Origin of the sequence: Streptomyces sclerotialus (assembly GCF_040907265.1) — a bacterium.
GTDB classification, from domain to species: Bacteria; Actinomycetota; Actinomycetes; order Streptomycetales; family Streptomycetaceae; genus Streptomyces; species Streptomyces sclerotialus.
Genome location: NZ_JBFOHP010000001.1, coordinates 1 through 14206 on the forward strand (window position 1 = coordinate 1; position 14206 = coordinate 14206).

At 71.3% G+C, this 14206-nt stretch carries 13 protein-coding genes; 8 read left to right on the plus strand and 5 right to left on the minus strand.

Annotated features, from left to right (window positions below):
* A partial coding sequence (locus tag AAC944_RS00005) for a M6 family metalloprotease domain-containing protein (protein ID WP_368396340.1) occupies positions 1–1229 on the minus strand: 1229 nt, incomplete at its 3' end.
* Positions 1230–1538: 309 nt separating this feature from the next.
* Here AAC944_RS00005 and AAC944_RS00010 point away from each other — a divergent pair.
* Positions 1539–3476: a putative bifunctional diguanylate cyclase/phosphodiesterase gene (locus tag AAC944_RS00010; protein ID WP_078888541.1), complete on the plus strand. Its 1938-nt coding sequence runs from the start codon at positions 1539–1541 to the stop codon at positions 3474–3476.
* Between the two features lie 54 nt (positions 3477–3530).
* Here the strand turns inward: AAC944_RS00010 and AAC944_RS00015 are convergent, their stop codons facing one another.
* From AAC944_RS00015 to AAC944_RS00025, 3 genes are all read right to left on the minus strand, one after another.
* The gene (locus AAC944_RS00015; RefSeq protein ID WP_030614159.1) at positions 3531–4607 is read right to left on the minus strand and encodes an LLM class flavin-dependent oxidoreductase; all 1077 of its coding nucleotides are present in this window, start codon (positions 4605–4607) and stop codon (positions 3531–3533) included.
* 171 nt (positions 4608–4778) lie between these two features.
* Positions 4779–5507, minus strand: coding sequence for a maleate cis-trans isomerase family protein (locus AAC944_RS00020; protein WP_030614162.1), 729 nt, complete (start codon positions 5505–5507; stop codon positions 4779–4781).
* 80 nt (positions 5508–5587) lie between these two features.
* Complete coding sequence (locus AAC944_RS00025) at positions 5588–6481, minus strand: maleate cis-trans isomerase family protein (RefSeq protein ID WP_037772142.1); 894 nt, start codon at positions 6479–6481, stop codon at positions 5588–5590.
* Positions 6482–6680: 199 nt separating this feature from the next.
* Between AAC944_RS00025 and AAC944_RS00030 the strand changes: the two genes are divergently transcribed.
* The gene (locus AAC944_RS00030; protein WP_030614166.1) at positions 6681–7646 is read left to right on the plus strand and encodes a D-2-hydroxyacid dehydrogenase; all 966 of its coding nucleotides are present in this window, start codon (positions 6681–6683) and stop codon (positions 7644–7646) included.
* Between the two features lie 95 nt (positions 7647–7741).
* Positions 7742–9163 carry an amidase gene (locus AAC944_RS00035; RefSeq protein ID WP_037772169.1) on the plus strand — a complete coding sequence of 474 codons (1422 nt, stop codon included), beginning with the start codon at positions 7742–7744 and terminating at the stop codon, positions 9161–9163.
* On the opposite strand, the gene AAC944_RS00040 is transcribed toward AAC944_RS00035, so the two are convergent.
* Positions 9144–9665 (minus strand): DUF3830 family protein, encoded by a 522-nt coding sequence (locus AAC944_RS00040; RefSeq protein WP_030614169.1) that lies wholly within the window; start codon positions 9663–9665, stop codon positions 9144–9146. The genes AAC944_RS00035 and AAC944_RS00040 overlap by 20 nt on opposite strands.
* Before the next feature lie 279 nt (positions 9666–9944).
* On the opposite strand from AAC944_RS00040, the gene ehuB reads away from it, so the two are divergent.
* The 5 genes from ehuB (at position 9945) to AAC944_RS00065 (ending at position 14113) form a co-directional block, all read left to right on the plus strand.
* Positions 9945–10877 (plus strand): ectoine/hydroxyectoine ABC transporter substrate-binding protein EhuB, encoded by a 933-nt coding sequence (gene ehuB, locus AAC944_RS00045; protein WP_030614171.1) that lies wholly within the window; start codon positions 9945–9947, stop codon positions 10875–10877.
* A complete protein-coding gene (gene ehuC / locus AAC944_RS00050) occupies positions 10874–11629 on the plus strand; it encodes an ectoine/hydroxyectoine ABC transporter permease subunit EhuC (RefSeq protein WP_037772146.1) in 756 nt (251 codons plus the stop codon). Before ehuB ends, ehuC begins: the two co-directional genes overlap by 4 nt.
* Positions 11626–12276, plus strand: coding sequence for an ectoine/hydroxyectoine ABC transporter permease subunit EhuD (gene ehuD / locus AAC944_RS00055; protein ID WP_030614176.1), 651 nt, complete (start codon positions 11626–11628; stop codon positions 12274–12276). The genes ehuC and ehuD overlap by 4 nt, the downstream gene beginning before the upstream one ends.
* Positions 12266–13081, plus strand: a complete 816-nt coding sequence (gene ehuA, locus AAC944_RS00060) for an ectoine/hydroxyectoine ABC transporter ATP-binding protein EhuA (protein ID WP_030614179.1) — start codon at positions 12266–12268, stop codon at positions 13079–13081. Before ehuD ends, ehuA begins: the two co-directional genes overlap by 11 nt.
* Positions 13082–13354: 273 nt before the next feature.
* Positions 13355–14113: an IclR family transcriptional regulator gene (locus AAC944_RS00065; RefSeq protein ID WP_030614183.1), complete on the plus strand. Its 759-nt coding sequence runs from the start codon at positions 13355–13357 to the stop codon at positions 14111–14113.
* Positions 14114–14206: the final 93 nt, after the last annotated feature.

The window sequence follows — 14206 nt, forward strand, 5'->3', positions numbered from 1 at the left end:
ACCGACCAGTCGCCCGCCGGCGTCCGGCCCGTCACCGCCACCCGCACCCCGCCCCCCGCTTCCATGCTCTCGCCGACACCCAGCGGCGCGTCCGCGAGCGGCGGATGGACGGAGGCGCCCCAGCAGGCCGAGGTGTCCGGGTGGCCGTCGAGCACCTCCACGGGCCCCTCACCGGAGGCCGTCGCGCTGTCGATGCGGTAGACGAGCACGCCTTCGCGGCACAGGCCCCGGTCGTTGCCGGCCGCGACCCGCCCCTCCACGGCGATCGCACTGTTCTCCCCGGTACGGGCGACCAGCAGCCGCGGCCGCTGCCCGCCCTCGCCGCCCTCGGAGCGCACGGGCGCGGCCAGGGGACGCAGGGCGCGTACCGCGCTGCCGGTCGCCGGGACGCAGTCGACCTGGCGGTCGCTGATCCAGCCGAGCTTCCACTTGTGCCAGGCGAAGGGCTCGGGGGCCATCCCGAACTGGCTGCCCATGAGGTCCCAGTCCCCTACATACGTGTCCCAGTCGCCCATGCCGTCGGCCGGCCGGTGGTAGAGGTCCGGCAGGTCGAACACGTGGCCGGTCTCGTGGGCGAGGACGTTGCGGTCCGGCGGGTTGTTCTCGAAGACGGTGACGAAGCGGTGCAGCGGGGCCCCGTCCGCCGTCAGCGGCTGGTCGAGGTTGACGACCTTGGTCGCGTCGGAGTCGACGCCGGGGGCCTCCGGGTCGGCGACCAGGTAGACGACGTCGTACCGGCCGAAGTCGACCTGCGCGTCGGCCGCCGCCACCGCGTCGTCGAGGTACGCGGTGCGCCCCGCGGCGTCCCAGTCGCGCTGTATCCCGTACGCGGAGGAGGTACGCGGCATCTCCACCCAGTCCGGCTGGACGTGCGGGCGCAGCCGGAACGTCCCGTACGACGCCTTGTCGAAGAAGCGCCGGGTGGCGGGGAAGTAGTCGGTGGCGAGCCGGCGAGGCGCCGTACGCGGCCGTGCGTCCGGGAAGGACAGGAAGATCATGACGGCGTCGAGGCTGCGCAGGGGGCGCGCGTAGGTGCCGTTCCAGGAGTTCAGCCCCTCGGAGTGGTGGACGTCGGTGCGCGGCAGGGCGCAGGAGAGCGTGGCCTCGGACGCGGTGGCGGGGGCTGCGACGATGGAGGTGGCGATGAGCGCGATCAACGACGTGGCGATGGCGGCGAACCGCCGCAGCCGTCCGTGGTCCACCCCGTCGGGTGTCTGGGAGTGCTCCACATCGACCTCCCGGAACGCAGTCGGAACATCCCATCCACCCTGTGGGGGTTCATGGGGGTTCGTCCTGTTCCATGGGGCCACTTGAGTGACAGCCGCATCCCGCTCCGTCATCACGGAACGTCACACCTGATCCGTCAGGACCAGGTGACGAACAGACGCGCACAGAAACCATCAAACATCTGTCATCGATGCCGATCGTCACGGTTGTGTTGCTGGCTAGGCCGTCCGGGAAACCTCTATGATCGCCACACTTACACCGCGGATTCCCCTTTCCCGAGTTTCCCGAGAACCACCGACCGGACCAGCGCCATGCGGGAGCGAGCAGTGAGCGGACACTCCGACGGCCCGAGCCGCGCCCCCGGAGCGACACTGCCGATGGTCACACAGGGTGACGAACCGGCCAACGAAAGCGAAGGGAGCGGGGGGACGGACTCCGCACACGCCGCCGCCCCGGACGACGCGTCCGCCGGCGCTCCCCTGCCCTTCCCCGCCTCCTCCGGCGGCTACCGCGCCGCCTTTGAGGCCGCCCGGCTGCCGATGGCGGTCCTCGGCCGCGACGGCCTGGTGACCGCCGCCAACCCCGCCTTCGGCGAGCTGCTGGGCAAGGACCCGCGCGCGCTGGCCGCCGCCTCCGCCGCCGACCTCACCGACCTCGGCGGCGACCCGCACATCCGTACCGCGTACCGCGACGTCCTGGCGGGCCGCAGCGACCGGCTGCGCTGCACGCGCCGGCTGAAGCACTCCGCGGGCCACTCGCTCTGGGCCGAGGTGAGCGTCGAGCCGCTGCCCGGCGGCGACGACGTCCTGCTGTCCGTCTCGGACGTCAGCGACCGGCACGACCTCCAGGCCCGGCTGCGCCACCTCCAGATGCACGACCCGGTGACCCGGCTGCCCAACCGCGCCCTCTTCTTCGAGCGGCTGACCACCGCACTGGAGTCGGCGGCGTACGACCGGGGCGGCACCGGCCGGATCGGCCTCTGCTACCTCGACCTGGACGGCTTCAAGGCGGTCAACGACACGCTCGGGCACCGCGTCGGCGACCGGCTGCTGGGTGCCGTGGCGCAGCGGCTGGCCCGCTGCGGTGAGCGCCCCGCCGGCCGGGCCGGGCGCGGCGGGCCGCTGGTGGCCCGGCTGGGCGGCGACGAGTTCGCACTGCTGGTCGAGGACTCGACCGGTACCGAGCAGCTGGCCGACCTCGCGCAGTCCGTGCTGGACGCGCTGCAGCGCCCGTTCGATCTGGCGGGACAGCGGCTGTCGGTCTCGGCGAGCATCGGGGTGGTGGAGCGGGCCGCGGCCGGCACGACGGCGACGGGCCTGATGCAGGCCGCCGACACCACGCTGTACTGGGCCAAGGCGGACGGCAAGGCCCGCTGGACGCTCTTCGACCCCGAGCGCAACGCGCACCGCATGACCCGGCAGGCGCTCTCCAGCACGCTGCGCCCGGCCGTCGACCGCGGCGAGTTCACGCTGGAGTACCAGCCGCTGGTCGGCCTGGGTGACGGCCGGGCGCAGGGCGTGGAGGCGCTGGTGCGCTGGCGGCACCCGCAGTTCGGGACACTTCCGCCGAATCGGTTCATCGGATTGGCTGAGGAGAACGGCGCCATCGTCGAGCTGGGCCGCTGGGTCCTGGAGCGCGCCTGCCACCAGGCGCGTGCCTGGCAGCTGGCCCGCCCCGACGAGCCCCCGCTCTTCGTGAGCGTCAACGTGGCGGTCCGCCAGGTCTGGGACTCCGACCTGGTCGCGGACGTGGCCGGGATCCTCGCCGCGACCGGTCTGCCGCCCGAACTGCTCCAGCTGGAGCTGACCGAATCCGCCGTGATGGGGTCGGCCGGCCGCCCGCTCCAGGCCCTCCAGGCCCTCAGCGACATGGGCGTCCGCATCGCCATCGACGACTTCGGCACCGGCTACTCCAACCTGGCGTACCTCAGCCGGCTGCCCGTCTCCGTACTGAAGCTGGACGGCTCCTTCGTCCGCGGCTTCCGCTCCGAGGAACACCCGAACCCGGCGGACGAGACGATCGTGGAGGCGCTGGTGGCGCTGGCCCACCGGCTGGGCCTGACGGTCACGGCGGAGTGCGTGGAGAACGCCGAGCAGGCCGCACGGCTGCGCCGCATCGGCTGCGACACCGGCCAGGGCTGGCTGTACTCCCGCCCGCTGCCGGCCGACCGGGTCGCCTCGCTGCTCGCCGGCCCGCCGATGGACGGGGAGGATCCGCCGGTGAACGGGGAAGAGGGGAAGCGGGGCTGACGGAGGACCCGTCACCGTCCCCCGGCAGCCCCGTCCCCCGTCCTGAGGCCCCCGTCAGTTGCCGCCCGGCAGCCCGTACGCGTCCGCGATCAGCTCGTAGGAGCGGAGGCGGGCCGCGCCGCCGTGGGCGTTGGCGGTGATCATCAGCTCGTTGGCGCCGGTGCGCTTGGCGAGGTCGTCCAGGCCCTGGCGGACCGCGTCGGGCGTGCCGTACACGACGTTGCCGAGCCAGCTCTCGACGAAGTCCTCCTCGACCATGCTGTACGGGTGGTTCTCCGCCTCCTCCGGCGTGGGCACCAGCCCGGGCCGGCCGGTACGCAGCCGGATCATGGACAGCGCCCCGGCCAGCACCTGGCGGCGGGCCTCGGCCTCGGTCTCGCTCGCCAGCGCGCCGACGCCGATCAGCGCGTACGGCTCGTCCAGCACGGCCGACGGGCGGAAGGTCTCGCGGTACAGGTCCAGCGCCGGGAGGGTGTTCTGCGCGGAGAAGTGGTGCGCGAAGGCGAACGGCAGGCCGAGCTGGGCGGCGAGCCGGGCGCTGAAGCCGGAGGAGCCGAGCAGCCAGACCGGCGGGCGGTGCGCGGACTGGACGCCGCCGGGTGAGGTGGCCTGGACCGGTCCCGGCACGGCGTGGATACGGGCGTAGGGGTGCCCGTCGGGGAAGTCGTCGTCCAGGAAGCGGATCAGCTCGGCGAGCTGCTGCGGGAAGTCGTCAGCGCCTTCGTGCAGCCGGTCGGTGCGGCGCAGTGCGGCGGCGGTGGCGCCGTCCGTGCCGGGCGCGCGGCCGAGGCCGAGGTCGACCCGGCCCGGAGCCATCGCCTCCAGGGTGCCGAACTGCTCGGCGATCACCAGCGGGGCGTGGTTGGGCAGCATCACACCGCCGGAGCCGAGCCGGATGGACTCGGTCTGCGCGGCCAGGTGGGCCAGGATGACCGCCGGCGAGGAGGAGGCAACGCCGGGCATGGAGTGGTGCTCGGCCACCCAGTAGCGGTGGTAGCCGCGGCGTTCCGCGGTCCGCGCGATCTCGCCGGAGGTGCGCAGCGCATCGGTGGCGGTGTTCCCGGCGCCGACGGTCAGCAGGTCCAGGACGGACAGCGGTACGGGCGCGGTGCCGTGCGCCGTGCCCCGGATCTCGTCGTCGGTGCCGGGGGTGCCGGCGGCCCGGCCGGTTTCGGGTGCCGGGCCGCGGCTTTCGTCGTGGTGGCCGCTCACGGTGCGGGTCCTCCTAGGTAGCGGGTCTTCCCCGCGACCAACCGGAGTAGAACTCCGTTTATTCCCGACGGCCGGCTCGCGGGATCCCGGTCACTCCTCCCGCCGGGGTCCCGCGAAGAGGGTGCCCAGCTCCGGCCGGACGATCTCCCGGTCCAGCAGCCGCAGCCCCTCCCAGACGGTGACCTGGTTGGCGGTGAGCACCGGCTTGCGCAGCGCCTCCTCCACGGCCGGGATGTGAGCCGCGGTGTGCAGCGCGGTGTCGGGCAGCAGGACCACCTCGGCGTCCGGATGGTCCCCCGTACGGGCGAGGTGCAGCACCTCGTCCAGGCCCCACGTGCCGACCTCGGCAGCGGTGATGATGCCGCTGCCGCGGGTGGCGACGACTTCCGTACCCGCCGACTTCAGGAAGGCGTGGAAGTACTCGGCCACGTCCTCCGGATAGGTCGCCGCGATGGCCACCCGCTCCGCCCCCAGCGCCTGGACGGCCCGCGCGAAGGCGAAGGAGGTGCTGGAGGCCGGCAGCCCGGCGGTGGCCGACAGCTCCCGGACCTGCTCCTGCGCGCCGTCCCAGCCGAAGACGAAGCTGGCGCTGGTGCAGGCCCAGACGACGGCCTCCGCACCCTGGTCCTTCAGGTCGGCGACCCCGGCGGCCAGCCGCGCCGCCGACCCCATTTCGAGCAGGGCGTCCACCCGGTGCGCGTCCTCACCGATGTCGGTGTGGACCAGCGGCAGCCGGACGCCGCCGCCCAGGAGGGACTCGATACGGGGGTAGTCGTCCTCGGCGGAGTAGCCGGGGTAGAGGAAGCCGACCGTGGCCATGCAGAACTCCCATGCGTCGTACGGGTGCGGATGTACGGACCGACGTGCGTGTACGTGCTGTGCAGATGTCGTACGGGCCGTCAGGCCTCGTACGGGTCGTCCGGGAAGGCCGGGGCTTCGAGCCCCTCGGCCTGCTCGGCCTCCGGCGCCGCGGACGGACCGGCGAACGCCGCCTCGGGCTCCGGGCGGTGCCGCGGCACCGCGTCCGGTGAGCCGGACAGCGCCGCGGGGCCGCGTCTCGCGACGGGGTCGAGCAGCGCCTGGTAAGGGCCTACCGCCTGGATGCCGATGGCGCGCAGCGCGCCCCACATGGTGACCTGGTTGGCCGACAGGACCGGCATCCGCAGCTCGGCCTCCAGCTGCGGGATCACGTCGTAGGTCGGCAGGTTGGTACAGCTGATGAAGAGCGCGTCGGCCGCGCCCACCACCGCCTGCCGGGCCATGTCGACCACGTCCCGGTAGGGCACCTTCCAGATGTGCCGGGTCAGGCCGAGGTAGGCGCGGCCCGTGACCGTGATGCCGCCTTCTGCCAGATAGTCCTCCAGAGAGTCGGTGACGGATTTGGTGTACGGCGTGACCAGGGCGATCCGCCGCGCACCGATTTCGCACAGCGCGTCCAGCAGCGCCCCCGAGGTGGTCAGCGAGGGCACTTCACCTGCCTGCCGCATGGCGGCGCACATGGCGCGCTCGCCCGCCACGCCGCCGACGAAACTGCCCGAGGTGCAGGCGTAGGAGACCACCCGCGGGGAGACCGCGGACAGCGCCTGGACCGCCTCCCGGAGCGTCTCGTGCTCGCTGACGAGCCGGGCGAGGTCGAGGGAGACCTCGACCGGTACGAAAGGGGTGCGGGTGAGGTGGAGGGACACGTCGTCGGGGACCCAGCGCCACAGCTCGCGGTCGAGTGCGAAGTCGAAGGGTGCAACGACACCCACGCCGCACTGCGGCTGTGGGCCCCCGAGGAAAGAGACGTCCATGAATGGCCCCTAGAAGAACGAAAGGGCTAGGCCATCGGCCAGGGAATTTGAAACAACCGGCACAAGCCGGGACGTCGGGACAGAGCCGTTGTTGACACGGTAGATACGGCTTCCTAGCGTGGTCAATCCTCGCATCTCAGGCATCTGTCGGCGCCTCTTTCAGTTAAAGGGGCACACGTTTCAGAACGGTTTCTGGCCCATGACCGAAAACACCGTACTCGTCCTCGGATCCGACCCGCCTCCGAAACTCGGCAGACTGTCCGGACGAGCCCAGGTGATCTTCGCGGACGAGAAGACCCTGGCTGATCAACTTCCCACCGCCGACGTGCTTTTGGCCTGGGATTTCACCTCCGACGCGATCCGCGACGCCTGGTCCGCCGGCGGCCCGCGGCCCAGCTGGGTGCACACCGCGAGCGCCGGCGTCGACCGGCTGCTGTGCCCCGGCCTCGTCGAGGACGAGACCGTTGTGACCAATGCCCGGGGCGTTTTCGAGCAGCCCATCGCGGAGTACGTCGCCGGTCTGGTGATCGGCATGGCGAAGGATTTTTATGGCAGTTGGGAACTCCAGCGGCAGCGCCGGTGGCAGCACCGGGAAACTCTGCGAGTGGCCGGTTCCCGGGCCGTCGTGGTCGGTTCCGGGCCGATCGGACGGGCCATCGGACAGACCCTGAAAGCGCTCGGAGTAAAGGTCGATCTGGTCGGACGCAGGGAGCGGACGGGTGACCCGGAATTCGGGACGGTGCACGCGAGCGCCGCGCTGGACGGACTGCTGCCGGCCGCCGACTGGGTGGTGTGCGCCGCTCCGCTGACGGAGGAGACCCACGGACTCTTCGGCCGGGAGGCGTTCGGCCGGATGACGGAATCGGCCCGGTTCATCAATGTCGGGCGCGGCCCGATGGTGGTGGAGCGGGACCTCGTCGAGGCGCTGCGCGGCCGGCGGATCGCGGCCGCCGCGCTGGACGTCTTCCAGCAGGAGCCGCTGCCGGCGGACAGTCCGCTGTGGGACGTCCCGCACCTGATCGTCTCGCCGCACATGTGCGGGGACACCCTCGGCTGGCGGGACGCGCTCGCCGAGCAGTTCATGGACAACTACGACCGCTGGGCGGCCGGCGAGCCGCTGCTGAACGTCGTCGACAAACGGCTGGGGTACGTGCCGGTGCAGTAGCCCGCCGTATACGGCCGCCCGTCGCGCCGCCGGCCCCGGCCACCCGCCGGGGCCGGAAAAAAACCGCATACTCCACTCCCCCGATGGAGGGCTCGATGACCCAACTGGCGGATCTCACAGCACTGCGGCTCACGGCCGGTTACGCGGCCGGCGAGTTCTCCCCGGTCGAGGCGGTGCGGGCCGCGCTGGACCGGGCGGAGCAGGTGCAGCCGCACGTCAACGCCTTCACCCGGCTGGAGGCCGACGAAGCGCTGTCCGCCGCGGCGGAGTCGGCGGAACGCTGGCGGGCCGGCACCCCGGCCGGACCGCTGGACGGCGTACCGGTCACCGTCAAGGACGTCTTCCTGATGCGCGGCGGGCCGACCCTGCGCGGTTCGCGGACCGTCCGCGCGAACCAGCCGTGGGACGAGGACGCGCCGTCGGTCGCCCGGCTCCGGGAGCAGGGCGCGGTCTTCATCGGGAAGACGACGACGCCGGAGTTCGCCTGGAAGGGGGTCACCGACAGCCCGCTCCAGGGCGTGACCGGCAATCCGTACGACCCGTCCCGGACCGCGGGCGGCTCCAGCGGGGGCAGCGCGGCGGCGGTGGCGCTGGGCGCCGGGCCGCTGAGCCTGGGGACGGACGGCGGCGGCTCGGTCCGCATCCCGGCCTCCTTCTGCGGGATCTTCGCGATGAAGCCGACGTACGGGCGGGTGCCGATGTATCCGTCGAGCCCGTTCGGGACGCTGGCCCACGCGGGCCCGATGACGAAGGACGCGGCGGACGCGGCGCTGCTGATGGACGCGATCTCCGCGCCGGACGCGCGGGACTGGTCGCAGCTGGCCCCGGCGACGGGCTCCTTCGTGGAACAGCTGTCGGGGCCGGTGGCCGGGCTGCGGGTGGCCTACAGCCCGTCCCTGGGCTGGGACGTGCCGGTACAGCCGGAGGTGGCGGCGGCGGTCCGGCGCGCCGTGGACAAGCTGGCGGAGCTGGGCGCGCACGTGGAGGAGGTGGACCCGCGGATCCAGGACCCGGTGGAGGCGTTCCACACCCTCTGGTTCAGCGGCGCCGCCCGGGTGGTGCAGCCGCTCGGCGAAGAGGCGCGCGAGCTGTTGGAGCCGGCGCTGCGCGTGGTCTGCGAGCAGGGTGCGCGCTACAGCGCGCTGGACTACCTCGCGGCGGTGGACGAGCGGATGGCGCTCGGCCGGCAGCTGGGGCGGTTCCACGAGACGTACGACCTGCTGGTCACGCCGACCGAGCCGATCACGGCGTTCGAGGCGGGCGTGGAGGTGCCCAAGGGGTCCGGGCACGAGCGCTGGACGGGCTGGACGCCGTTCACCTACCCGTTCAACATGACGCAGCAGCCCGCGGCGTCGCTGCCCTGCGGCGTGGACGGCGACGGACTGCCGATCGGGGTGCAGCTGGTCGGGGCGCGGCACGCGGACGCACTGGTGCTGCGCGCCGCGCACGCCCTGTACGGGGCCGGAGTGGCGGACATCCCGGCCCCGGAACTCCTCGCTACGCCCGGCGGAAGCTGAGCGTCTCGCCGAGCGCGCCGGCCCGCCAGAGGTCCTGGCAGGCGTCGGCCATCCGGTCCAGGCCGTCCACGACCGAGCCCCAGACGATGCCCGGCACCCAGCCCGCGTCACCGTTGATCAGCAGGTTGTTGCGCTCGTAGAAGAGCGCGAGGTCGACGACGGTGGCGCGGCCCGCGTGCGCGGCCTTGCCGCCCTGCCGCTCGGCCGCCGCCTCGTAGCCGTACGAGGCGGTGGCCAGCTGGGTGTCGGTGAAGGTGAAGTAGCACAGGTCGCCGGGGATCGGGGTGATCGTGGGGTTCTCCAGGGGCGGCTCCTCGGGGGCGAAGGGCGGCACCAGGGCGTAGATCTCGTTGCGGGCGTACTTGGCGTGGTAGACGTCGCCGCCGAGCGGGAGCGCGTCCCAGACGGCGGCGCAGGTGACGGGGGCGCGGTCGTCGAGCAGCTTGGCCGTGCAGCGCACGCCGCGCTTGTCCAGGGAGACCTCGATGAAACGGTCGGCCATGATGACCCCTCTTGGTTGATTACCATGCTTGCCAGACTTACCGGTCCTTGCCGGTCATTGGTGACGTATCACCCGGCACGCCGAGCGTAGGGCGTCCACGGACACTTCCCCGGGGGACGCGGCGGAAGTCATTTCCCTCCTGCCCCAAACGCCCCGTACACAGCGGTAATTACCCGGACTTTCCCCGCACAACTCCGTGTACGACCCCTTCGGCACCGGAAGCATCAAGGGCCGGAAACGATCGGCATAGGTTCCCCGGCTTCGGGTAGTCGCGCGCCCATGGCTCCATCAATGGGGAACACCCAACAGAACAGGCGAAGTTCGGGAGGCGGCCTCCGTCGCCGCACGCTGCTCGCGGGGGTAGCGGCGCTCGGCGCGGCGGGTGCGATGGGCGCGACCAGTGCCTGCAGCCGGGTGTCGACCGCCGACACCGGCGACGGCGGGCATCTGCTGGAACAGCTGCGCGCCAAGGGCACCGTACGGCTGGGCCTGGCGGGCGAGCAGCCGTACGGCTACATCGGCAAGGACGGGAAGATGACCGGCTCCGCGCCGGCCATCGCCGAGCGCATCTTCCAGCGGCTGGGCGTCGAGAACGTCCAGCCGTTCGCCACGGAATTCGGCTCGCTCATCACCGGCCTCAATTCCCTCCAGTTCGATGTCGTGGCAGCCGGTATGTACATCAATCCGGGCCGCTGCGAACAGGTCATTTTCGCGGATCCCGAATACCAGATGCTCGACGCCTTCATCGTGCCGAAGGGGAATCCCAAGAATCTGCGCACCTACAAGGACATAGCCAGGACCGGCGCCCATATGGCGACGGGCGTCGGCTTCGCCGAGATCGGTTACGCCAAGGAGGCCGGGGTCAAGCGCATCACGACCCTGCCCGACCAGCTGGCCGGCCTGCTCGCGGTGGAGCAGGGCCGGGTCGACGTCTTCGTGGGCACCGCGGTCACCGTGCGCAACGTCGTGAAGGAGACCGAGACGACGAAGGCGGAGGCCACCCAGGAAGTCACGCCGTACGTGAACGGGAAGCCGATGATCGACGTCGGCGCCTTCGCCTTCCGCAGCCCCGAGACCAACCTCCGGGACGCGTTCAACCGCGAGCTGCACAAGATGAAGAAGAGCGGCGAACTCCTGGACGTCATGCGGCCTTTCGGCTTCACGAAGGACCAGATGACGACCATCACCGCCAAGGAGAGGTGCAAGCCGTGAGCGAAATCAGCTGGGGTTTGTGGGAACTCCTCCTCGAAGGCGTCTGGGTCACCGTCCAGCTGACGGCCTTCAGCGCCGCACTCGCCGCCGTGGTCGCTTTCGTCATCGGCCTGGCGCGTACCCACCGGTTGTGGATCGTACGCTTCCTCTCCGGCGCGTACTTCGAGATCTTCCGCGGTACCTCCGCACTGATCCTGATGTTCTGGATCTTCTTCGTGCTCCCCATCGCCTTCGGCTGGCAGCTGGTTCCCATGTGGGCCGCCGTACTGGCCCTGGGCCTGAGCTACGGCGCGTACGGCTCGGAGGTCGTACGCGGTGCGGTCAACGCGGTGGCCCCCGCCCAGCGCGAGGCGGGCATCGCGCTCAGTTTCAGCCCCGCCCAGCAGCTGCGGAAGATCATCCTCCCGCAGGCCTGGCCGGAGATGGTCCCGCCCTTCAACAACCTGCTGATCGAGCTGCTGAAGGGCACCGCTCTGGTCTCGATCATGGGCGTGGCCGACATCGCGTTCGGCGCCTCGCTGGTACGCAACGCCACCGGTCAGAGCGCCCCGGTGTACACGATCATCCTCGTCATGTACTTCGTTCTGGCGTTCCTCCTGACCCGCGGGATGCGGGTCGTGGAGCGGCACGCCAAGGCCGGCATCGGCAAGGCCCCTGAGAAGCGGGTGGGCCTGCGCAGCAGGCTCAGCGCCGACCAGGTCGGTGACGTCTCGCGCTCCGGCGCGGCCCCGGCGGGAGGTGCGGTCCAGTGAAGTGGTCATGGGACGCGGTCGGCGACTTCATGCCGATGTTCTGGCACGGCCTGCTGGTCACCCTGGAGGCCCTGGCGCTCGGCTCGCTGATCGCCTTCGCCCTGGGGCTGGTCTGGGCCATGGCGCAGCGCTCCGAGCACGCCGTGGTGCGCTGGCCGGTGGTGGGGGTCACCGAGTTCATCCGTAACACCCCCCTCCTCGTCCAGCTGTTCTTCCTCTTCTACGTGCTGCCCGAGTGGGGGATCACGCTCTCGGCACTGACCACCGGCGTGATCGGCCTCGGCCTGCACTACTCGACGTACACCGCCGAGGTCTACCGCGCCGGCATCGACGGCGTGCCGGTGGGCCAGTGGGAGGCGGCGACCGCGCTCAGCCTGCCGCGCACCCGGACCTGGAGCGCGGTGATCCTGCCGCAGGCGATCCGCCGGGTCGTGCCGGCGCTGGGCAACTACGTCGTCGCGATGCTGAAGGACACCCCGATGATCTTCGTGATCGGGGTCCTGGAGATGCTGGGCGAGGCCCGCCAGTTCTCCTCGCAGACCTTCCAGACCCTGGAGCCCTACACGGTCGTCGGCCTCGCCTTCATCGTCATCGCCTACCCGGCTTCCCTTCTCCTGCGAGCCCTGGAGCGTCGTCTTGTCCGCTGACAGCAACCTCTCGAAAGCAACGGCCAACCCGGCGGTGGACGGCAGCGAGCTGATCCGCTTCGACCGCGTCACCAAGCGCTTCGGGGCCAACACGGTCCTGGACTCGCTGGACTTCACGGTCTCCTCGGGCAAGCACGTCACCCTGATCGGCCCGTCGGGCTCCGGCAAGACCACGATCCTGCGGCTGCTGATGACGCTGCTGAAGCCGGACGAGGGCACGATCAAGGTGGGCGGGGACTACCTCACCCACGAGAAGAAGGGCGACAAGCTCGTCCCGGCCGGCGAGAAGCACACCCGCGAGGTGCGCAAGAACATCGGCATGGTCTTCCAGCAGTTCAACCTCTTCCCCAACATGAAGGTGCTGCGCAACGTCACCGAGGCGCCGGTGCACGTGCTGGGGATGACCAAGGAGGCGGCCGAGGAGCGCGCCCACGGGCTGCTGGACCTGGTGGGCCTGACCGAGCACGTCGACAAGTACCCCACCCAGCTCTCCGGCGGCCAGCAGCAGCGGGTCGCCATCGCGCGCGCCCTGGCCATGCGGCCGCAGGTGCTGCTCCTGGACGAGGTCACCTCGGCGCTCGACCCGGAGCTGGTGGCCGGCGTGCTGGACGTGCTGCGGGACATCGCGCACACCACGGACATCACCATGCTGTGCGTCACGCACGAGATGAACTTCGCGCGGGACATCTCGGACGACGTCCTGATGTTCGACTCGGGCCGGGTCATCGAGTCCGGGCCGCCGGAGAAGATCTTCACGGAGCCGGAGCACGAGCGGACCCGCGAGTTCCTCAGCGCGGTTCTCTGACGCCGGAACGCGCGGAGCGGCCCGCCGTCCCACGACGGGGCGGCGGGCCGCTTTTTACCCCCAAGGCTATGACCTGGGCATATGCCACGGTGGTGAATCGCTGAACAGAAGCGTGCTGGACGCCGATTTTCACTCAAGACCCCCTCCTGTACGCCAGGTTGGCCGCTATCGTGGTACGAGCCCCGCCCCCCGGCAAGGCAGCGCGATGCATGCTGTCCGTGACGGGCGGCGACGGTGATGATGCAAACGGTCACAACCTGCTAGGGGGACACCGTGGCGCCGACGTACGAGCCCACCGCGCCTTATCACTCGGTGCGCTACGCACTGCGCGTGCTCGAAACGGTTTCCCGTCACGCCACGGGCACGACCGACGACCAGATAGCGCGGGAGACCGGGCTGCCGGCGGCCCACCTCACCCACATGCTGGCGATGCTCCGCCGCGAGGGTTACCTGAAGCAGCTGTCCGACGGCGCGTACGTGGTCGGCGAGTCGCTGACCCTGCTGGGCGGCGGCGTCGGCCGGGCCCAGGCGCTCAACGACAAGCTGCAGAGCTCGCTGGACGAGCTGCGCGACTCCGTCGGCGCCGCGGTCTACATCAGCCGCTACATCGACGGCGAGGTGCGCATCCTGCACTACGCCGACGGGCCGCAGGCCCCGAAGGTCAACGAGTGGGCGGAGTTCCACCGCACGGCGCACGCGAGCGCGATGGGCAAGTGCCTGCTCGCCCAGCTCGACCACGACGGCCGCCGTGACCACCTCTCCCAGCACAAGACCGCCCGGCTCACCTCCCGGACGATCACCAACGAGAAGGTGCTCTTCCACAAGCTCGACAGCCAGCCGGCCTCCGTCCCCGTCCTGGACCTCCAGGAGTACGCCGTCGGCACGGTCTGCGCGGCCGTCCCGATCACGGCCGGGGCGACGGTGGGCTGCCTCGCGCTGTCGATGCCGCTGGAGCACGCCCACCGGCTGCGCAAGGCCGCCGACACGCTGAACCGCAGGGCGGCCCCGGTCCTGCTGTCGCTGGCGATCTGACCCGCGGCACCGGCGCGCGCGGGCCCCCGGGCGGGGGCCCGCGGTGTGGCCGGGGCCACATGGTCAGGAGCACCCCTGAGGACCAGGTAGTAT